The 20728-nt window shown below is 62.7% G+C and carries 19 protein-coding genes; 12 read left to right on the top strand and 7 right to left on the bottom strand.

What is annotated here, in order from left to right:
• Positions 1 to 4: 4 nt before the first annotated feature.
• Positions 5 to 1396, top strand: coding sequence for an NAD(P)/FAD-dependent oxidoreductase (locus GGD40_RS05725; RefSeq protein WP_035551237.1), 1392 nt, complete (start codon positions 5 to 7; stop codon positions 1394 to 1396).
• 125 nt (positions 1397 to 1521) lie between these two features.
• Here the strand turns inward: GGD40_RS05725 and GGD40_RS05720 are convergent, their stop codons facing one another.
• Positions 1522 to 1893: a cupin domain-containing protein gene (locus GGD40_RS05720; protein WP_035551235.1), complete on the bottom strand. Its 372-nt coding sequence runs from the start codon at positions 1891 to 1893 to the stop codon at positions 1522 to 1524.
• Positions 1894 to 2125: 232 nt separating this feature from the next.
• On the opposite strand from GGD40_RS05720, the gene GGD40_RS05715 reads away from it, so the two are divergent.
• Positions 2126 to 3562 (top strand): aldehyde dehydrogenase family protein, encoded by a 1437-nt coding sequence (locus tag GGD40_RS05715; protein WP_179705523.1) that lies wholly within the window; start codon positions 2126 to 2128, stop codon positions 3560 to 3562.
• A gap of 56 nt (positions 3563 to 3618) precedes the next feature.
• On the opposite strand, the gene GGD40_RS05710 is transcribed toward GGD40_RS05715, so the two are convergent.
• Positions 3619 to 4569: a LysR family transcriptional regulator gene (locus GGD40_RS05710; RefSeq protein WP_179705521.1), complete on the bottom strand. Its 951-nt coding sequence runs from the start codon at positions 4567 to 4569 to the stop codon at positions 3619 to 3621.
• Positions 4570 to 4695: 126 nt separating this feature from the next.
• Between GGD40_RS05710 and GGD40_RS05705 the strand changes: the two genes are divergently transcribed.
• The 3 genes from GGD40_RS05705 (at position 4696) to GGD40_RS05695 (ending at position 8679) form a co-directional block, all read left to right on the top strand.
• A complete protein-coding gene (locus tag GGD40_RS05705) occupies positions 4696 to 5859 on the top strand; it encodes a M20 aminoacylase family protein (protein ID WP_218901030.1) in 1164 nt (387 codons plus the stop codon).
• Between the two features lie 98 nt (positions 5860 to 5957).
• A complete protein-coding gene (locus GGD40_RS05700) occupies positions 5958 to 7331 on the top strand; it encodes an MFS transporter (protein WP_179743059.1) in 1374 nt (457 codons plus the stop codon).
• Between the two features lie 73 nt (positions 7332 to 7404).
• Positions 7405 to 8679 (top strand): IS256 family transposase, encoded by a 1275-nt coding sequence (locus GGD40_RS05695; RefSeq protein WP_373565318.1) that lies wholly within the window; start codon positions 7405 to 7407, stop codon positions 8677 to 8679.
• Positions 8680 to 8833: 154 nt separating this feature from the next.
• Here the strand turns inward: GGD40_RS05695 and GGD40_RS05690 are convergent, their stop codons facing one another.
• Together GGD40_RS05690 and GGD40_RS05685 are read right to left on the bottom strand one after the other, a co-directional pair.
• Positions 8834 to 10084, bottom strand: coding sequence for an MFS transporter (locus GGD40_RS05690; RefSeq protein WP_179705515.1), 1251 nt, complete (start codon positions 10082 to 10084; stop codon positions 8834 to 8836).
• The gene (locus tag GGD40_RS05685; RefSeq protein ID WP_179743057.1) at positions 10081 to 11040 is read right to left on the bottom strand and encodes a PRC-barrel domain-containing protein; all 960 of its coding nucleotides are present in this window, start codon (positions 11038 to 11040) and stop codon (positions 10081 to 10083) included. Before GGD40_RS05685 ends, GGD40_RS05690 begins: the two co-directional genes overlap by 4 nt.
• Positions 11041 to 11511: 471 nt before the next feature.
• On the opposite strand from GGD40_RS05685, the gene GGD40_RS05680 reads away from it, so the two are divergent.
• From GGD40_RS05680 to GGD40_RS05665, 4 genes are all read left to right on the top strand, one after another.
• A complete protein-coding gene (locus tag GGD40_RS05680) occupies positions 11512 to 12894 on the top strand; it encodes an NCS2 family permease (RefSeq protein WP_179743056.1) in 1383 nt (460 codons plus the stop codon).
• Between the two features lie 290 nt (positions 12895 to 13184).
• Positions 13185 to 13607 carry an ArsR/SmtB family transcription factor gene (locus tag GGD40_RS05675; protein WP_179743055.1) on the top strand — a complete coding sequence of 141 codons (423 nt, stop codon included), beginning with the start codon at positions 13185 to 13187 and terminating at the stop codon, positions 13605 to 13607.
• A complete protein-coding gene (locus GGD40_RS05670; protein ID WP_179743054.1) occupies positions 13517 to 13945 on the top strand; it encodes an SRPBCC family protein in 429 nt (142 codons plus the stop codon). Before GGD40_RS05675 ends, GGD40_RS05670 begins: the two co-directional genes overlap by 91 nt.
• 62 nt (positions 13946 to 14007) lie before the next feature.
• On the top strand, positions 14008 to 14748 hold the full coding sequence (locus GGD40_RS05665; RefSeq protein WP_179743053.1) for a DUF899 domain-containing protein: 741 nt from the start codon (positions 14008 to 14010) through the stop codon (positions 14746 to 14748).
• 29 nt (positions 14749 to 14777) lie between these two features.
• Here GGD40_RS05665 and GGD40_RS05660 read toward each other — a convergent pair whose 3' ends face one another.
• Positions 14778 to 15641, bottom strand: coding sequence for a response regulator transcription factor (locus GGD40_RS05660; RefSeq protein WP_179705503.1), 864 nt, complete (start codon positions 15639 to 15641; stop codon positions 14778 to 14780).
• A gap of 242 nt (positions 15642 to 15883) precedes the next feature.
• On the opposite strand from GGD40_RS05660, the gene GGD40_RS05655 reads away from it, so the two are divergent.
• Positions 15884 to 16720 carry a carbon-nitrogen hydrolase family protein gene (locus GGD40_RS05655; RefSeq protein WP_179743052.1) on the top strand — a complete coding sequence of 279 codons (837 nt, stop codon included), beginning with the start codon at positions 15884 to 15886 and terminating at the stop codon, positions 16718 to 16720.
• A gap of 151 nt (positions 16721 to 16871) precedes the next feature.
• The gene (locus GGD40_RS05650; protein WP_179743051.1) at positions 16872 to 18227 is read left to right on the top strand and encodes an APC family permease; all 1356 of its coding nucleotides are present in this window, start codon (positions 16872 to 16874) and stop codon (positions 18225 to 18227) included.
• A 108-nt stretch (positions 18228 to 18335) separates the two neighbouring features.
• Here the strand turns inward: GGD40_RS05650 and GGD40_RS05645 are convergent, their stop codons facing one another.
• Both GGD40_RS05645 and GGD40_RS05640 read right to left on the bottom strand, forming a co-directional pair.
• A complete protein-coding gene (locus GGD40_RS05645) occupies positions 18336 to 18518 on the bottom strand; it encodes a hypothetical protein (protein ID WP_035551199.1) in 183 nt (60 codons plus the stop codon).
• A gap of 156 nt (positions 18519 to 18674) precedes the next feature.
• On the bottom strand, positions 18675 to 19571 hold the full coding sequence (locus GGD40_RS05640; RefSeq protein WP_179743050.1) for an NAD-dependent epimerase/dehydratase family protein: 897 nt from the start codon (positions 19569 to 19571) through the stop codon (positions 18675 to 18677).
• 105 nt (positions 19572 to 19676) lie between these two features.
• Here GGD40_RS05640 and GGD40_RS05635 point away from each other — a divergent pair, with 105 nt between their 5' ends.
• A complete protein-coding gene (locus GGD40_RS05635; RefSeq protein WP_035551193.1) occupies positions 19677 to 20573 on the top strand; it encodes a LysR family transcriptional regulator in 897 nt (298 codons plus the stop codon).
• Positions 20574 to 20728 lie beyond the last annotated feature (155 nt).

Genomic DNA, 20728 nt, shown 5'->3' with positions numbered 1-20728 from the left:
CAAGATGAGCGAGTCAGTAAAGCGCGCGTTTGATGGAGTAAAACTGTTTCCGTTCTGGCTGGACAATCCGCGCGCGCCGGCTGTCGAACGGGAATTGATCGGTCCGACTTCGGCGGATCTGGTCGTGGTGGGCGGCGGCTTCACCGGTCTGTGGGCCGCGATTCAGGCAAAAGAGGCCGATCCGTCGCTGGATGTCGTGCTGGTTGAAGCGGGCAAGGTCGCGTACGGCGCATCGGGCCGACCGGGCGGGATCATTTCGACGTCTGTGATGCACGGCTTGCCGAACGCGACGCGCGTCTTTCCGCAAGACCTCGATGTACTCGAAAAACTGGGTCAGGAGAATCTCGACGGCTTCAAGGCGTCGTTGACGCGTTACGGCATTGAAGCCGACGTCGAATGGAACGGCGAGATGACGGTGGCGGTCGATCCGGGCCACCTCGATCATCTGAAGGGCGACTACGAGCTGCATGTGGCGCATGGTCACGACGTGGTGCTGCTCGACAGCGAACGCGCCCGCGAGCAACTCGATTCGCCGCTGTTCGCCGGCGCGATGTGGTCGCGCAATCGCAGCGGCACGATTCACCCGGCGAAGCTCGCATGGGGGCTGAAGGCCGCCGCGCTGAAGCTCGGTGTGCGGCTGCATGAACACTCGCCGATCACGCGCCTCGAAGATCGCGGCGCGACGATGGTCGTGCACACGCAGGCGGGCAGCATCGTCACGCCGCGCGTGCTGCTCGGCACAGGCACCGCGGATGTCGGCGTGACCGACATCAAGCGCCGCGTGATGCAGGTGCGCGATCACATTATCGCGACCGCGCCGTTGAGCGATGAACAGATGGCGCGCATCGGCTGGAAAAATCGCCAGGGCATTTACGACACGCGCACGCAGCTCAATTATTTCCGGCTCACGAAAGACAATCGCATCATCTTTGGCGGCCGGGTGAGCTATCACTTCGGCGGCGATCCGAATCCCGCCGCGGATCGTGACGAGAGCACCTATTACAAGCTTGCCGAGGCGTTTTATCGGACCTTCCCGCAACTCGACGACGTGCGTTTCACGCATGCGTGGGGCGGTCCGATCGACTACTGCTCGCGTGGCGCAGTGTTCGCGCGGCGCTATCACGGCGGCAAGAGTGTGTTCGTTGCCGGTTATACGGGCTTTGGCGTGGCGGGCAGCCGCTTCGGTGCGAAGATGGGCCTCGACATGCTGTGGAATCGCGACACGTTGATCACGTCGCTCGATATTTCGCGCAAGGGGCCCTCGTATATTCCGCCGGAGCCGCTGCGCTGGATCGCCGCGAAGATCACCTTCAACGCCTTCGACGGCGCCGACGATCGCGGCGGCTGGCGGCGTCTGTGGATCAATTCGATCAAGGCGCTGGGTTTTCCGATGTAACGGTTGAGTGCCGGCGGCGTTTTGTCGTTTTGTGCTTGCCGCCGGAATAAAAAAAGCCGCACCTTAGCGGGTGCGGTTTTCAGGGAAGCGTTTCAGTGAAGCAATGACGCGGCGCAGCGGGTGAATCAGCCGCAGTACACGATGCTGTATTTCTTGGTCGCGACCGGCATATGCCACGTGCCCGAGAAGCCCTTGTGCAGGATGAAGGCGTCGCCGGCGGCATAGTGTTCGCTGCGGCCGTCGTCGCTGGTGATCACGACTTCGCCTTCGATCAGCACGCACACTTCGTGAATCGGCAGGTCGGCCAGTTTCAGCGTGCCCGCGTCGCATTGCCAGACGCCTGCGGACAGCATGTTGGTCGCGTCGGAGTAGGCATTGAGAGCGTGCGGGGCTTTGGCGCCGTCGAGAATGACATCGGCCGGATCGTGCAGGGCCGGGTTCAGGCCGGTAGCGCCGGGGCCTTTAGCGTCGATGCGGGTGAAGGTGATGTTGCTCATGAGGCTCTCCTGGTTAATAGACTTGAAGATCGGGTTTCGAAGTTCTTGAATTCGACGATTCGATGCACGGATCGAAGCTGAACAGGAGTCTGAGCCAAAGCGGCGTAGCGGTGAATTTCGATTTGAAGACATTCAGATTGAGCGGCGTCGATGTAACGCGGGTGACGCCGCCACGGGTGCGATTCGCGCGCCCGGGATCTGACCCACCACATTTCATGTAGAGGACAAGCCCATGCAACACACCAGACAGTTTTACATCGACGGTCAATGGGTCGATCCGCTCGATCAGGGCGAGGCGAACACGCTCGACGTGATCGATCCTTCCACCGCCACCGCGTTCGAGCAGATTGCGCTCGGCAGCGCGGCAGACGTCGATCGCGCGGTTGCCGCCGCGAAGCGCGCGTTCCCCGCGTACAGCGAGACCACGATCGCGCAGCGGATCGATCTGCTGCAGGCGATTCTCGACGTCTACCGCAAGCGTTACGACGACATGGTGCACGCGATCAGCCGCGAGATGGGCGCGCCGCTGCAATACGCGAACGACGCGCAGGCATGGACCGGCGTCGCGCATCTGGAAACGATGATCCGCACGCTCGATACCTTCGACTTCGAGTCGATGAAGAACGGCATTCTGATTCGCAAGGAAGCGGTCGGCGTGTGCGGGCTGATCACGCCGTGGAACTGGCCGGCCTTGCAGATCACCACCAAGGTTGCACCGGCGCTCGCGGCCGGCTGCACGATGGTGCTCAAGCCTTCGGAGTTGGCGCCGCTGTCGGGCCTGATCTTCGCGGAGATTCTCGACGAGGCCGGCGTGCCGGCCGGCGTGTTCAACCTCGTGAACGGCGAGGGCCGCACGGTGGGCGAGGCGATGTCGCGTCATCCGGACATCGACATGATGTCGTTCACCGGTTCGACGCGCGCGGGCGTGCAGGTTGCGAAGGCGGCGGCGGATACGGTCAAGCGCGTGCATCAGGAACTGGGCGGCAAATCGGCCAACCTGATTCTCGAAGACGCCGACTTGAAGCAGGCGGTGATGCGCGGCGCGCGGGCCTGTTTCGACAACAGCGGTCAGTCGTGCGATGCGCCCACGCGCATGTTCGTGCCGCGTGCGCGTGAGGCCGAAGCTTTAGCGTACGCGAAGGAAGCGGCAGAAGCTCTAAAGGTCGGCCCAGCAAGTGCGGCAGGCACCGATCTCGGTCCGGTGATCAGCGAAGTGCAGTTCGACAAGATCCAGCGTTTGATCGGCGTCGGCATGGAAGAGGGCGCCACGCTGGTGGCGGGCGGCGTGGGGCGTCCCGATGGCCTGAAAGACGGCTATTTCGTGCGCCCGACGGTATTCGGCAAGGTCACGCCGGACATGACGATCGCGCGTGAAGAAATCTTCGGACCGGTGCTGTCGATCCTCGCCTACGACTCCGAAGACGAAGCGATCGCGATGGCCAACGACAGCCTCTACGGTCTCGCCGGCTATATCCAGTCCGGTTCCATCGAGCATGCGCGCGCGGTGGCCCGGCGCCTGCGCACCGGCACGATCTATCTGAACTACGCGGACTACAATCCCGACGCGCCGTTCGGCGGCTTCAAGCAATCGGGCAACGGCCGCGAGTACGGCGAGTTCGGGCTGGAAGACTTTCTGGAGATCAAGGGCGTGGTGGGCTACGAGGGTTGAGCCCAGCCTGCGCTGACGCTGACACTCACGTTCATGCTTTAGCGACTCAGGAATCGCTAAAGCAGTAATTCGATCGAGTGAAACAGGCGGCGTTGCTCGGGTTCCTGCGAGCGCGCCGCTTCGTCGATCACTTCACGCAGACAGTCGAGAAAACACGCGGCCGCCGGACTCGTCGGCGCGCCACGGCGTGACGTGATGCTGACGATGGTTTCATCCACGGTTTCGCGCAGCGGCAGTGCCCACAGATTTTCTTTCGCGAGCGTCACTTCCACGAGCGGCCACGGAAAAATGCTGAGCATGTCCGTGTGCGCGAGCAACCCCAATACCACGGCCAGCGAGTGCGCCAGATGAATGGTGTGCGGCACCCGCATGCCGCGCTTGCGGAACAGGTTGTCCGAGATCGACTCGCGGCTGGCCGGGTCCCAGTTCAGCACCCACTCCGCGTCTTCCAGTTCGAGCAGCGTGCGGCAGCCGGCTTTCGGATGATCGCGCCGCGCCACCACGGCCGAATGCGTCGAAAACAGCGGCACGTTGTGAAACTCCGATTGCGGCGACGCCGGTGGCGGCCGGCCGATCGAAAAATCCAGACTGCCATCGCGCAGACGCGGTTGCACGACCGCGAGCAATCCCTCGAAAAACTCCAGTTGCACTTCCGGCATGCGTTGCCGGAAGCGCTGCACCGTGGGCGGCAGAAACGTCAGCGCGACCCACGGCGTGACGCCGATCGACAGTTTGCCGGCTGCCGCGCCGCGCAATGCGTCGATCTCCGCTTGCGCGCGTTGCAATTGCCCTAACACCACTCGTGCATGCACGACCAGCGTGCGGCCAAACTCGGTAAACGTGACACCGCTCGCGCTGCGGATCACCAGCGGCGCTTGCATATCGGCTTCCAGTTCGCGCACCGCCTTGGTGACCGCGGCGGGCGAAAGGCCTAACGAACGAGCCGCGGCCCGGATACTGCCGGTATCCGCAATCGCCGCTAACGTGCTGAGCTGATGCAGTTTCATCTGTCGATTCAGGAAAAGGGTGGCAACCAGAAGTTGCTGTCGCAACGATTCTACGCCTGCCGCTGGAAAATCGGCGTCGCTATGCTGGGTCACGCTTTTCATTGACGGAGACGACACGTGAACACCATGGCCATTCCGGCGGGCATCGCCGAACTCGAAGACGAAATGATCGCGCTGCGCCGCCGCATTCATGCGCAGCCGGAGCTGGCGTATGAAGAGTTCGCTACCGGCGATCTGGTCGCCGAACGCTTGCAGGAATGGGGCTATACGGTGCATCGCGGGCTCGGTCAAACCGGCGTTGTAGGGCAACTGAAAGTAGGCAGTGGCATGCGCAAGCTGGGCCTGCGCGCCGACATGGATGCGTTGCCGATTCACGAAACGACCGGCTTGCCGTACGCGAGCAAGGTGCCCGGCAAGATGCACGCGTGTGGTCACGACGGCCATACGGCGATGCTGCTCGCCGCTGCCAAACATCTGGCGCGGGAGAAGGATTTCGACGGCACGGTGAATGTGATTTTCCAGCCGGCCGAAGAGGGTCAGGCTGGCGCGAAGAAGATGCTGGAAGACGGCCTGTTCGACAAATTTCCGTGCGACGCCGTGTTCGCGATGCACAACATGCCGGGCTTTCCGACGGGCAAATTCGGTTTTCTGCCGGGCTCGTTCATGGCCTCGTCGGACACGGTGATCATTACCGTGACGGGGCGTGGTGGTCATGGCGCGGTGCCGCATAAAGCGGTCGATCCGGTCGTGGTGTGCGCGCAAATGGTGCTGGCGTTGCAATCGATCGTGTCGCGCAACGTCGCGCCGCTCGACATGGCGATCATCACCGTCGGCGCGATTCACGCGGGCGAAGCGCCCAACGTGATTCCCGAGACGGCCGAGATGCGTCTCTCGGTGCGCGCGTTGAAACCTGAGGTGCGCGATTACTTACAGGAACGGATCACCGCTGTGGCGTGCGGAACGGCCGCAGTGTTCGGCGCCAGTGCGCAGGTGGATTACCAGCGCCGCTATCCGGTGCTCGTCAACGATGCGGAGATGACCGGCTTCGCGCGGCAGGTGGCGCTCGACTGGCTCGGCGAAGACGGCCTGATCGCCGACATGCAACCGCTGACCGGCAGCGAAGATTTCGCGTTCCTGCTGGAGCGTTGCCCCGGCAGCTACCTGATCATCGGCAATGGCGACGGTGAGGGCGGCTGCATGGTGCACAACCCCGGCTACGACTTCAACGACGACTGCCTCGCGACCGGCGCCGCTTACTGGGTGAAGCTCGCGCAGACGTTTCTGGTCTGAGGCTGGAGGTGACGGGCCGCTTAGAGCCCGCGCGTGCGCTTTGACGTGCGCATCGACGTGCGCTTTGACTCAGCAGCAAGGACATCACGGAGACACAGATGGACTATTCCGCCACACCGCAATCCGCCGGCACTGATGCGCTCGCCGTGCAGGGCATGACGGCCGCGCAGCCTGTCGCACGCAAGAGCCACGCGAAAGCGATTGCCGCGATCACGCTGGGCAACGGCCTCGAGTTTTTCGACTTCACGATTTACAGCTTCTTCGCGACGATTATCGGCAAGCTGTATTTCCCGGTGGAGGGTCAGCTTGCGCAATTGATGCTGGCGGTCGGGACGTTCGGCGTGGGGTTCATCATGCGTCCGGTGGGCGGCATCGTGCTTGGTGGGTACGCGGATCGTGCCGGCCGCAAGGCGGCGATGAGCCTGACGTTATGGCTGATGACGCTGGGCTCGGCGATGATCGCGTTCGCCCCGACGTATGCGGCGATCGGCATTGCCGCGCCGTTGCTGGTAATCCTTGCGCGTCTGGTGCAGGGGTTTGCGTTGGGCGGTGAGATTGGCGCGTCGACGTCGCTGTTGCTGGAGTATGGGAGCGATAAGACGCGCGGGTTTTATGGCAGTTGGCAGTTCGTGAGCCAGGGGTTGAATACGGTGTGCGGGTCGCTGCTTGGCGTTGCGTTGGCGGCGGCGCTGTCGACTGCCGCGCTGGAGAGCTGGGGTTGGCGTGTGCCGTTTGTGATCGGCATGGCGATGGGGCCGATCGGGATTTATATCCGGCGCCATCTGGATGAGACGCTGCCGGGTGTCGAGGATGGTGCGGGTGGGCAGGCGGGTGTTCGGTCGTCTTCGACGATGCCGGCTTCGCAGCCGGTGCGCAAGCTGTTTCGCGAGCATTCGCGGGTGATTACGACGGGTGTGGTGACAACCATTGGCGGGACGGCGGCGAACTATATCGTGCTGTTTTATCTGTCGACTTACGCGATTCGGATTTTGCATCTGCCGATGTCGTCGGCGTTGTGGGCTGCGTGGACTGCGGCCGTGGTGACGGTGATCTGTTCGCCGCTTGCCGGTGCGTTGTCGGATCGGGTGGGGCGCAAGTGGGTGTTGGGCGTGTCGCGGGTCTTGCTGATTCTGGCCGTGTATCCGGCGTTTATGGTGATTAATGCTGCGCCTAACGTGGCGGTTTTGTTGTCGGTGGTGGCGGGGTTGGCTGTGCTGGTCGCGTTTACCGCTGTGCCTAATATCGTGATGCTGCCGGAGATGTTTCCTCGCGAGATTCGGGCTACCGGGATGTCGATTGTTTATTGTCTCGGGGTGTCGATCTTTGGCGGGTTTGCGCAGTTTTTTGCTACGTGGTTGATTCAGGTTTCTGGGAGTAATCTTGCGCCGGCCTGGTATTTGATTGGGTGTGGGGTCGTGTCTTTGTTGGCGTTGCCGTTTATGGCGGAGACTGCTGGGCGGGATATAGGGTAAGGGTCGCTGATAGACCAGGACCTATCCGTGATTTCGTGGGCGAGGCATATCATGAAGGATGAAAATCATGGATATGCCGATCATGAAAAAGAAACGTACCGTCGCCTCCCAGGCAGCGGCCCGAGGGCCGCTGCCTGCCCTGCCTGAAGGTCTGCTTGATGAACTGGTGAAGGGTCCGATGACGCCTGTCCAGGTTCAGGACCTGATGCTGGCGTTCAACAAGGCCATCATCGAGCGCGCAATGGGCGCCGAGATGAACATGCATCTGGGCTACCCGGCGGGCCAGCCCAAGCCCGACGGCCAGGCCAACGAACGCAACGGCGCGAGCGGCAAGACGATCATCACCGAGCGCGGCCCGGTGCGGCTCGATCTGCCGCGGGACCGTGAGGGCAGTTTCGCGCCGATCCTGATTCCCAAACACGAGCGCCGTTTCACGGGCTTCGATGAACGCATCATCGCCATGTACGCCCGCGGCATGAGCGTGCGCGAGATTCAGGCGTTTCTGGCTGAAAGCTATGGCACCGAGGTCTCGCCCGACTTCATCAGTTCGGTCACTGACGAAGTGATGGCTGAAACGCTGGCCTGGCAAAGCCGCCCGCTCGAGCCGATGTACCCGGTGGTGTTCTTCGACGCACTACGCGTGAAGATCCGTGGCGACGGTGTGGTGAGCAACAAGGCCGTCTATCTGGCGCTGGGTATCCAGGCCGACGGCCAGCGCGACGTACTCGGCCTGTGGATTGAACAGACCGAGGGCGCGAAGTTCTGGCTCAAGGTGTTCAATGACCTCAAGACCCGCGGTTGCCAGGACATCCTGATCGCCGTGGTGGACGGTCTGAAAGGACTGGCCGAGGCAATCGGCGCGGCCTACCCCCGCACGGCGGTGCAGACCTGCATCGTGCATCTGATCCGAAACAGTCTGGAGTACGCCATCCACAAGGACCGCAAGAGCGTCGCCACGGCGCTGCGTCCGATCTATGCAGCCGCGAGCGAACAGGCTGCACAGCAGGCCTTGCAGGACTTCACTGAAGGACCCTGGGGAACGAAGTATCCGACCATCGTGCAATCCTGGCAGCGCGCCTGGGAACACGTCACACCGTTCTTCGTGTTTCCCCCGGAGATACGCCGGGTCGTGTACACAACAAACGCCATAGAGAGTCTGAACATGCAACTGCGCAAGATCATCAAGACCCGCGGACACTTCCCCAACGACGAAGCTGCCATCAAGCTGCTGTGGCTGGCGCTGCGCAACGTGCTGGCAAAGTCCGTACGCGCCGCATTCGACTGGAAAGCGGCGATGAACCAGTTTGCTATTCTGTTTGGCGAGCGCTTCACGCTCGCACGTGGCTAGAAATCTTTAACCCGCCTCGCACACAAAAATGCGGACAGGTCCCCCCCGCACAGGGGGATCGCTAATAGACCACCGTGAAATCAAGGAAAGGCCAACACCGCACAGAGCACCAAAAAAAGCGCCGCAAAAGCCCAAAGCCCGCTACCAGCGCCAATCACCGAGCAGCCTCCCCATCAGCCACCCCACCCGAGCCCTCGGCCCCAACTGCATCCCGAGTCTCCGGCATAGCCGCCCAAACCAGCAAAACCGCCAAAGCCCCTGCAGCAGCGAGTCCAAAAAAGCTAACCGCATTCCCAAAGTGATCAGCCACAAACCCCGCAGCGGTAGTACTCAACGTAGCCCCGATCCCTGCAGCCAACCCAAACAACCCGATGCAAAGGTTATAGCGCCCCTTATCGCCGGCGACATCCGCCGCGATCAGCGGCAGCATCACGCCAAACACAGCAGCACTCAACCCATCGAGCATCTGCACCGGCACCAGCAAATACGGGCTGCTAATCCCAGCGAACAGCAGCGCCCGAATCGGCAACGCCGAAAACCCCAACAACAGAATCGGCCTGCGCCCCCACCGCTCGGCAGAGCGCCCCACCCACGGCGACATCATCGCCACAATCGCCTGCGGCACGATAATGCACGCGGCAATCACGAGCTGCACGTTGTCGCCCATGCCGGCCGTCACTTCGCCTGCGGCAAGATTCAACATCGCCGCATTCGACAAGTGAAACAGCACGATGCAAGCCGCGAACAACAACATCCGCTTGTCGCGCAACAACTCGCGCAGACTTTCGCGCCGCTCGATCTGCTTCGGCGTTGGGCCGGCTTTCGGCAGTTCGATCGTGTCGGTGCGCTGGATCATCGTCAGCGCGAACAGTGCGGGCACGGCCAAGGCAGCCGTCAACCAGAACACCGCGCGCGGCGAATAGTATTCGCCGAATACACCCATCAGCCCCGCGGCCACCGCACTGCCAATCGATGCCCAACGCGCATTGCGCCCCAGCCGGTCGCCGAGATTCGCCCGCCCGACCAGCGCGAACGAAATCGCCGCCAACGCCGGCGTCAGCATGCAACTGGCAAAGCCATGGAACACTTCGGCGGCAATCACCGGCAGCACGGTCGGGCTCACGGCCAGCAGTACCGCGCTCAGAATGATCGCGAGAATCGCCCATGCGGCCGCGCCTTTCTTGTTACGCAAAGCATCGACCGCAGCGCCGCCCGGCACCTGGCTCACCATCGCGCTGATCGTGCCCACCGAGAGCGCCATGCCGATCTCGCCCTGGGTCCACTTGTGCGACGCCAGATACGACGCGATGAACGGCCCAAACCCCGTCTGCACATTGGCGACGAAAAAATTCATCCAGTCGAGCGCGCGAAGACTGCGCGTGGTCACCAAAGTACGGCCGCTCATCGGGCCGCCCGTGCGTTGGAACCTGCCGCGGCGGAGGCCGTCGCCGCAGGCGGCGCGGTAGCCGCAGCGGGGGCGGGCGGCGGTGCGGGCGACACGGCACGCACCGGTTTGTCGCTGGCGTACGGCGGCGTCGCGTTGATCTGCGCGTCGCTCAGATCGATCTGCGGATGCAGTTCCTTGTTTTTCGTGACGAAGTGCAGCGCCGACCAGTTCGCGGCAATCGTGCGGCGTTCAGTACTAACCATGCCGTTGACGTCGAGCACGACCGCCTGCGGCTGCGCATTGCTGTCGATCAGCACATCGATCACGCGGCCGACCTTGGCGCCGTTCGCGCGTTCGACCGTGGCGTCGATCAGCGGCAATTGCACGCCGGCCGATTTGGCGGCGGCATTGGCCGGTACGGCGGCCGCGTTGAGCATGATCGGCGCGGTCTTCGCGCTCGGCGTGAAGCGGAACGCGCTCCACGGGAAGTTCACCTTGCGGTCGCCCACCCCCAGGAAGCCCTGCAGATTCACGACCATCTCGCGCGGCTTGCCGCCCGCGTCCGCGATCAGATCGACCGCGCGGCCTACTACTTTGCCGTCGGGCTTCTGCACTTCGCTATCGAGCAGCGTGCGCGCCTCGCTGCGCTCGATCGTGCGTAGCACGATCAGCGGCGCGGGCGTCGGCGGAGGCGGCGGGGGTGCGACGACGGGCGGCGGCGGCTCGACCTTGTGCGGCTTGACGATTGGTTTCGGCGGTTTTTTCGGCTGCTCGGGTCGGGCTGCCTCGGTTTCGACCGGCTCGGGTTCGGAGGCCGCCACCGGCGCGCTGGCGGGCTCGACAGGCATCACCGTGGCATCGACAATCGGCGCCTGCTGCGGGCCCCACAGCAGGCTGCAACCGGACAGCGCGAACAGCGCGAACAGAGCAAGAACCGGCAAACGCCAGGCAGAACGCGAGAAACCGCCACTCATCAAGAAGGACTCCATGGGCCAGTGCGAATGGGGCGGCCAAAGGTCGAAAAAGGCCGCCGCAGTTAAGACAGGAATGGGCCAGAGTGTAACCCGCGACGTTGGGCGGCCCCGCTTTTGCAGGCCATCTGACAGGTACGGCATTAGCAGGGTTCATGCCGCGCGCGAAGTTTCATCTGCGGATTGCGCGCCGTTTTCGCGCGCCGAACGCGGTAAAACCCGCTCACATCTTCGTGACAAAGCGTAGGTGTAAACGCTCGGCTCGCCTGCCCAGTTTGCCGCTGGGTAAAAGATATAAGCGTCTCGACATGTCCGGCATGCCATTCATGCGATGGGAGACATATTTGTGTTGCCCTACATTTCGAGACAGCAAAAAACGACGACATTCCCCAATAAACCAACTCAACGAGACGAGACCCTGATGGCGCCCGCAGTGACGGCCGCTTCAGTACGCTGATAAAGGAGGCACTCATCATGATGGAACCCCACGCCCAACCGATTTCCGAAGTCGCCGTCGAATCATTCGACGGAAAGGGCTTTCTCGACCGCTATTTTGGAATCTCCGCGCGCGGCAGTTCGCAGCGTCAGGAAATCGTCGCGGGCATTACGACCTTCCTCGCGATGGTCTACTCCGTATTCGTCGTGCCGGGCATGCTCGGCAAAGCGGGTTTCGATACCAGCGCCGTGTTTGTCGCCACGTGTCTGACCACGGCGTTCGGCTCGCTGCTGATGGGCATCTGGGCGCGCCTGCCGATCGCGATCGGCTGCGCGATTTCGCTGACGGCCTTCACCGCGTTCGGCCTCGTGCTCGGCAAAGGCCTGCATCCGAATGTTGCGCTCGGCGCGGTGTTCCTGATGGGTGTCGTGTTCACCGCGATCTCGGTGACCGGCGTGCGCTCGTGGATTCTGCGCAATTTGCCGAACGGCATCGCGCACGGCACGGGGATCGGCATTGGCCTGTTCCTGCTGCTGATCGCCGCGAACGATGTGGGTCTCGTCGTGAAGAATCCGGGCGCCGGTTTGCCGGTCGCGCTGGGCAATATCACGGCGTTGCCGGCGATCATGTCGGTGGCGGGTCTCGCCGCGATCTTCGGTCTGGTGCGCCGTCGCGTGCCGGGCTCGATCCTGATCGTGATCGTCGTGATCTCGACGGCCGCTTTCTTCATCGATCCGGCCATGTCGTTCCACGGCGTGTTCGCGGTGCCGTCGCTGAGCGCGCCGGGCCACGCTTCGCTGATCGGCGCGATGGACATCAAGGGCGCGTTGTCGATGGCGGTTCTGCCGAGCGTGCTGGCTCTCGTGATGACCGCGGTGTTCGACGCGACCGGCACGATTCGCGCCGTCGCAGGGCAAGCTGGTCAGCTCGACGAAAACGGCCGCATCATCAACGGCGGCCGCGCCTTGACCGCCGATTCGCTGAGCTCGATTTTCTCGGGTTTGCTCGGCGGCGCACCGGCCGCGGCATATATCGAATCGACGGTCGGCGTGGCAGCCGGCGCGAAGACCGGTATGGCGGCAGCGGTGGTCGGCCTGCTGTTCCTCGTGGTGATGTTCTTCTCGCCGCTGGCTGGTCTCGTGCCTTCGTATGCGACGGCGCCGGCACTGATGTACGTGGGTCTGCTGATGCTGTCGAACGTCAGCAAGCTGCATATGGACGACATGGTCGACTCGATGTCGGGCCTGATGTGCGCGGTGTTCATCGTGCTGACCGCCAACATCGTGACGGGCATCATGCTCGGTTTCGCGACGCTGGTGATCGGCCGCGTGGTCAGCGGCGAATATCGCAAGCTGAACGTGGGCACGGTCGTGATCGCTGTCGTGCTGGTCGGGTTCTATCTCGGCGGCTGGGCGATCTGATCGTTCGCGTGGGCCTCGTTCAACGAGTCTCACGGTTTGAAATGATTTTGCAGTAGCGCGAGAGCAGGGCGGTTTTTTGCAGGCCGCCTGGCTCGAACGTGTAGTCGGTTGTTCTCCACCTTGACGCGGTACGTCGCACGGCTTTATCTGCGATGTGCCGCGTATCTTTTTTTCTGCGTCGCTGTCGGCCCCTCCGCTTTTTTCAGCTTTTCTTCCCGCTTTGCTCGGCTGCGTTGAGAAAACGCCGACCTGTTCTTGACTTCCTGACTTGCGTTTCTATACTTAACCTCATGGTTAAGTATAACGAAGCCCTACTCGATCGCACGTTCGCGGCGCTCTCCGACCCCACGCGGCGTGCGTTGCTCACGCGTCTGTCCGGGCGTGAACTGTCGATCAGCGAACTCGCCGAGCCGTTCGCGATGTCCTTGCCGGCCGTGATGAAACACCTCGACGTGCTGTCCGAGGCCGGTCTGATCACCCGCAGCAAGACCGGGCGAACGGTGGCGTGCCGTCTGTCGGCCGGACCGATGGAGGACGCCATGACGTGGCTCAGCCGTTATCAGCGTTTCTGGTCGGCATCGCTCGATGGTCTCGCCACTTTCGTCGAACAGGAGGAAGTCCCATGTCCGCCCAAGCCAGCCTCACCCTCCAGCGGCGTCTCAACGCCGCGCCCGCCAAAGTCTTCCGCGCCTGGACGGAAGCGGCGCAACTGATCAGATGGATGAACCCCGGCGATACGCCGGTGGTGCGCGCCGAGCTGGATGCGCGGGTCGACGGTCGCTACTCGATCGTGTATCGCAAGTCGGACGGCCGCGAACTCGAGGCGAACGGGCAGTATCTGGAGGTGGTCCCGGATCGCAAGCTCGTGTTCACCTGGCGATGGCGCCACAACGCGGAACATGAATCGCTGGTCACGGTGCTGCTAGAGCCGGACGGCGACGCCACGTGGTTGACGCTTACGCACGAACGCTTCATCGACGAAGCGCAGGCCGACGATCATCGCCGTGGCTGGTCGGGTGGACTCGATTCGCTGGAACGCTACTTCACGTGAGTGCGCCTGAATGGGTTGGACGTGTCTGATTCAGCCTGCACGTTGCAGGAAACGAGACGCAAATGGAACCGCAGCACCGGATTGGATCGAGAGAGGAATGGCTGGCCGCGAGCCGCGCGTTACTGGTCGAAGAGAAGGCGCATATGCGCGCCGGCGACGAGCTCGCGCGCAAACGCCGCGAGTTGCCTTGGGTCAAGGTCGATAAGACCTATGTTTTCGACACGCTGCAAGGGCGCAAGACGCTGGCCGAATTGTTCGATGGACGCAGCCAGTTGATCGTCTATCACTTCATGCTGGGTCCGGATTGGGAGGAGGGCTGCGTGGGCTGCTCGTTCGTGTCCGATCACATGACCGGCATCGTCACGCATCTCGAACATCACGATGTGTCGTACGTGACGGTCTCGCTGGCGCCGCTCGCGAAAATCGAGGCGTTCAGAAAACGCATGGGGTGGGTGTTTCCTTGGGTGTCGTCGAACGGCAGCGATTTCAATTTCGACTATCACGTGTCGTTCACCCCCGAAGAGGTGGCCAGCAAGAAGGCGTTCTACAACTTCACCGAGACCGATGTGGGGATCGACGAACTGCATGGCCACAGCGTGTTCTATAAGGACGAACGCGGCGACGTGTACCACACGTATTCCTGCTACGGACGCGGCGGCGAGCGGTTCATCAACACCTACGCGCATCTCGACGCCACACCGAAGGGCCGAGAAGAAACGAGAGGCATGACCGACTGGCTCAGGCATCACGACCGCTACGAGGATCAAAAGCCCAGCGGCGGTTGTGTCGCGTGCGGTACGTGACGCAGCGCGCTTCGTTTCAACAGCGGACGTCAGCCGCCCTGACGTCCCGCGTCATAGAACAACGCGAACAACTCCGACTGCGAGTTGACGTTGAGTTTCGTATAGATGTGCTTCTTGTGTGCGCGCACTGTCTCGAACGAGATGGCGAGTTTCTCCGCGATCGCGCGCGTCGAAAACCCGCTTAAGGTCAGCATCGCCACTTCGACTTCGCGCGCGGTGAGCGCGGCGCGGCCGCTCGCCGACGCGACCTGGGCAAACCGCGCCGCGTACGCGGGGGTGTCCGCCGGTGTGTCCGTCGGCAACTGGGTTGGCGTTGCGCTGTCGGTTAAGGTCTCGCCGAACTGCGGCGGCAACAGCGCCGAGTCGAACGTCTCATAAGGCAAACGTTGCCGCAACAACGCGATCACCCATGGCGCGCACAGCGCGAGCACGGCAAGATCGCGCTCACCATATCGTTGCGTCGCACCCAGCGAAAACGCGAGCGTGTGCCGGGCGTCGATCATGTAGTTGAAATGCACTTCATCGCCGACGATGTTCTTCCTGAAGTACCGCTGGTAGTACTCGGTCATCGAGAAGTTGTCGGGCGCGACGTCGGCGAGCGTGACGAAGCCCGACGCGGGTTTGTCGGTGGCGGCGATATAGAACGGATCGAGTTGATACAGCGCGGCCAGATAGTCCTGGAACATCGCGTCGACGGCGCCGTCCGGCGTGGGCGATTCGGCGCACACGAGCGGCGCTTCGCCGGGCGTGAAGCGCAACGCTACCCAGTTGTCGAAGGCGACGTAGCGTTCGAGCGCGCGTGTGAGGCGCGTCCAGAATTGCGCGCTATCGAGTGCTTCGATAACCGCGCCGATCTCGCGATGAAAGGCCAGATCGCGCCATTCGAGTTCCATGCGTGCTCCGATGAGGGTAACCCAGCAGGGTAATTACGAACAAAAATATGTCTGGTAATAATAGGCCCAACCTGATCGCGGGCGGCGTGAAAGAGACGCCGTGTAACGCAAAGACGCAATAGCTTGCAACAAGTGCATGGGACCAGAGTAAGCGCTAAAGCGCTAACTCTGGTCGACACAACAAGTTGCATGGGATCAGAGTAAGCGCTAAAGCGCTAACTCTGATCGACACAGGAGACACAATGCTTCAACTCGAACTCGCGCAAATCCCCATCGTAGACGGTGCAGCCGGAGTTAGCGGCGCGAACGTGCAACGCGTGCTGCAGACCATCGGGCAGCGCGCCGCGGGCACCGATCTCATCGTGTTCCCGGAAACCACGCTGTCGGGCTTCCCGACACGCGACAACATCCGCACAGTAGCGGAACCGATTGACGGCCCCTCTCTCACCGCGGTACGCCAGGCGGCGCGCGAAGCTCGCGTGGCGGTGGCCGTGGGTCTCGCCGAGCGTGACGGTAATCGCTTCTTCAACACCACGGTACTGGTCGACGAACACGGCGAGATCGCGCTGCGCTATCGCAAGACGCACCTGTGGGCGTCGGACGTCGGCGTGTTCGAACCGGGCGACCGCTACGAAGTGTGCAGCTTCAAAGGCCTGACCGTCGGCCTGCTGATCTGCTACGACATCGAATTTCCCGAAACGGCGCGCGCGGTCGCGTCGCTGGGCGCGGATCTGCTGATCGTGACCAACGGCAACATGGACCCGTTCGGGCCGGTGCATCGTCGCGCGATCGTTGCGCGCGCCATGGAAAACCAGATGTTCGCGGCGCTCGTCAATCGTATCGGTTCCGGCGACGACAACCTGACGTTCCCCGGCGAATCGGCGTTGATCGATCCGTTCGGCGACGTGGTGTGCGACGCGGGCCAGCAGGAAACCGTACTGCGGGCCACGCTCGACCGCACGCGCCTCGAAGGCGCGCGCGAACATTACCGCTATCTGCACGACGCGCGTATCGCTCTCGATCTCGCCACCGAAGACGGCGAAAACGGACAACGTGTGCGCGTGATCCGCACGCGTTAAGGCACACCGCGGCACACCGCGGCGCATCGATAACAAGAAAACACCGGCGCGAACCCCGCGCATCCCGCAAGTCTGAACGACCCGGCTCGACCGGGGTGCGCCGCAAATCGCGCCCTGGCGACGCTCGCCCATTTGCAAGAGGAGACACCGCATGACTTCATCATCCGCCGCCGAACCCGCGGCCCCACACAGCACGCATCTGAAACGCACGCTCGGCCTGCCGTCGGTCCTGCTGTTCGGCCTCGCCTACATGGCGCCGCTGATCGTGTACGGCACCTACGGCGTGCTGGCGAGCGCGAGCAACGACACCGCGGCGCTCGCCTATCTGATCGCGCTGATCGCGATCGCGTTCACCGCGCTCAGCTACGGCAAACTCGCGCGGCTGTTCCCGGTGGCCGGTTCGGCCTATACGTACACGCGTAAGAGCTTCAACCCGCACCTTGGTTTCATGATCGGCTGGGCGACGCTGCTCGATTATTTCTTCCTGCCGATGGTGATCTGGCTGATCGGCGCCGCCTACCTGAGCGCCGCGTTTCCGCACATTCCGAGCTGGATCTGGATCGTCGCATTCATCGTGCTGACCAGCGCGCTGAACATTCTCGGCATCGAACTGGCGAACCGCTTCAACATCGTGCTGATGGTCGTGCAACTGGCGATCGTCGCGCTGTTCGTCGTGCTGTGCTGCCATTACGTGACGGCGGCAGCGGGTCCCGGCGGCCTGTTGTCGGCCGAACCGTTCTTTAAACCGCACGTACCGTTTTCGGCGACCATGGCCGGCGCCGCGATTGCCGCGTACTCGTATCTCGGCTTCGACGCGGTATCGACGCTCACCGAAGAAACCATCGCGCCTGAGAAGACCATGCCGCGCGCCGTCGTGCTGATCGCGCTGATCGGCGGCGCGATCTTCGTGATCGCGGCCTACACGGTGCAGCTCGCGCATCCGGGCGCGGTCTTCAAGGACCCGGATTCGGCGGCCTTCGAAGTGGCGCGCAAAGTGGGTGGCGACCTCTTCGTGACGGTGTTTCTGGCTGGGTTGATTCTCGCGCAGTTCGCGTCGGGTATTTCGGCGCAGGCGAGTGTGGGGCGTCTGTTGTATGCCATGGGGCGCGACGAAGTGCTGCCGAAGCGCATCTTCGGTTTCGTGCATCCGAAGTTCAAGACGCCGGCGCTGAACATTGCGATCGCGGGTGCGATCGGTCTGGTCGCGTTGAAACTCGACGTGGCGACCTCGACGTCGTTCATCAACTTCGGCGCATTCCTCGCGTTCACCGCGGTCAACCTGTGCGTGATCCGTCAGTTCTTCAACGCGAAGGGCACGGCGAATGCGATGGGGATAATCGGCGGCCTGCTGTTCCCGCTGGCCGGCGCGATCGCCGACGTGTGGCTGCTGGTGAGTCTGGAGAAGACCGCGCTGGTGCTCGGTGCGGTGTGGTTCCTGCTGGGCTTGTGCTATCTCGGCTGGATCACGCGCTGGTTTCGTCAGGCGCCGCCGGAAGTCGCGGTGTGATGCAAGGGTGGGTGCTCGCGCGTGCGGCGTGCCCACCCGGATAGGGACGTCAAGTCGATAGAAAAGCCAATAGAAAAGCGCATGACGCCGCGTCGCGCGGCGTCATGCTCAAAGCGCCATGTCGAAAGCGGGCTTGAGAAACAGCTCCATTGCCATCACGGCGAGGCCCATTGCGGCCGCCGCCAGTGTCAACGTACCGTATTCGTCGTAACGTGCATCGTAAAGACACGCCACCACGAAAAGTATCGCCAGCAGGTTCGTCAGCCAGTCGAAATTCAGCGCCAAAGTCATCGATCCAATCCGGGCTCAGGGGCGACTCGCAGAATCGAATCGCACGATCAGTTGAGCGCGATTCTAGCGAGTTGAGCTTACGAATTCGCAACGGCGCCGCTTACACGGATTACGTTTTCGCGGGGGGACGTCCCGAAGAAAGTCCCGCCGAACACATCACATCATGTCGTGCTCGATCCAGTCGATCACCGAGCTGCGCTTGGGCTGCCAGCCGAGCAGTTTGCGTGCGCGCACACCGCGCACACGGCTGTTCGAACCGAGGCCGTACGAGGCCATTTCGTAGCCCCATTCCTTCTGCGCTTCGTCGAGCGGCCAGTCTTGCGGCTCGCCCAGTTTCATCGCGCGCGCGATAGCCGCGCTCATGTCGCGGAACGACGCTTCGCCGCTTTCGACGAAATAGAACGTGCCGGCCGGCGTTTTCTCGAGCGCGAGTCGATACAGTTCGGCGACGTCGTCGATATGCACGTTCGACCAGACGTTGCCGCCGCTGCCCACATGACGCACCACGCCGCTCTTTTGCGCCTGCCGCACGAGGCGCGGCAACTGCACGCTCGCACTGCCCGGCACCGCACCGTGACCATAGATCAGCGTATTGCACAGCACCGCCGAACGGATGTTCTGGCGCGCGGCGTCGAGCACGAGTTGGTCGATCGCGACGCGGGCCGCTTTGTCGGCGGTCGGCGTGGGCAGCGCGTCTTCGTGATAGATGCGCGACTGGCCCGCTTCGCCACCCGACGCATCGCCGACGATGCTCGATCCGCTGGTATGCAACAGCACCTTGCCGGAGCCTGCGAGTCCTTCGATCAACGCTTTCACCGCGCCTTCATGGTCGCTGCTGGCGGCGTTGATGACGGCGTCCGCGGCTTGCGCTTCGGCAATCAGCAGCGCGCGGTCGTCGAGAGTACCGACCACCGGTTCGATGCCGAGGCGTTGCAATTCGGCGGCATGCTCGGGATTGCGGATCAAACCGCGCACGCCGTGGCCGGCGCGCGCCAGATGCGCCGCAATCGACCCGCCGATAAACCCGCTTGCGCCCGTGATGAAGATCTTCAAGACGTTCTCCTAGTTGGAAACACGATGACAGGCAACCAGTATCCGTCGTCTTGATTCTCGCAAAAAGCGTGTTAGTCTCAAATCAATATTGACTTGAAATCAACAATGAAAACTTCCACGGATGAGCTGCTGGTGTTCGTCACCGTGATCGACAGCGGCTCGATCACCAAGGCGGCGGAGAAGCTGGAGCAGACGGTTTCCGGCGTGAGCCGCGCGCTCACGCGCCTCGAACAGAAACTCGACACCGCGCTCGTGCGGCGCACGACCCGCCGTCTGCAATTGACCGAAGAAGGCGAGGCGTTCCTGCAACGCGCCCGGGCGATTCTCGCGGCGATGGAGGAGGCCGAGGAATCGGTTACGAGCGGGCGAGGGCGGCCTTCCGGGCGCTTGCGGGTGGACGCGGCGTCGCCGTTCATGCTCCATTGCGTCGCCCCGCATATGAAGGCGTTTTCGGCGCTCTATCCGGACGTGCGGCTGGAATTGACCAGCAGCGAGCGGATCGTCGATTTGCTGGAACAGAAGGTGGACATCGCGATCCGGATCGGCGCGCTGCAGGACTCGACGCTGCATGCGCGTGCGCTGGGCACCAGCAAGCTACGGGTGCTCGCGAGCCCCGCGTATCTGGCCGAATATGGCGAGCCGAAGTCGGTGGAAGCGTTGCGCGCGCATCGATTGATTGGTTTCACGGCGCCGGAGCATCTGAACCGCTGGCCGTTGCGCGAAGGGCGCAAGGCCGGCGCCGAGTCGTTCAGGATCGAACCGTCGATCACCGCGTCGAGCGGCGAAACCTTGCGACAACTGGCGTTGTCGGGCTGGGGCGTGGCCTGTCTGGCCGACTTCATGACCGCCGCCGACGTGCGCGACGGTCGCCTCGTGCCGATTCTCGGCAACCTGCTGCGCGACGAGCGGCAGCCGGTGAGCGCGGTGTATTACCAGAGCGCGTCGCTGACGGGGCGCGTGCAGTGTTTTCTGGAATTCATCGCGGCGCGCGTGAAGCTTTAGCCGCGCGTTTCGCGTTGTGCGTTCAACCGGCTCTCCTATAACTCTTGAATCGACGTGGCGATGTGGCGGTGGGTCTGGATCGGCCGCCGCCGCAGGGCGGTTTTTTTTCCACTTGGCGACTCATATTTTGGACGTGTATATACAAGTTGAGCGCA

Source organism: Paraburkholderia bryophila (assembly GCF_013409255.1).
GTDB lineage: Bacteria > Pseudomonadota > Gammaproteobacteria > Burkholderiales > Burkholderiaceae > Paraburkholderia.
Note: the sequence above shows the minus strand (reverse complement) of the source record. Positions and strands in the feature narration are given on the sequence as shown.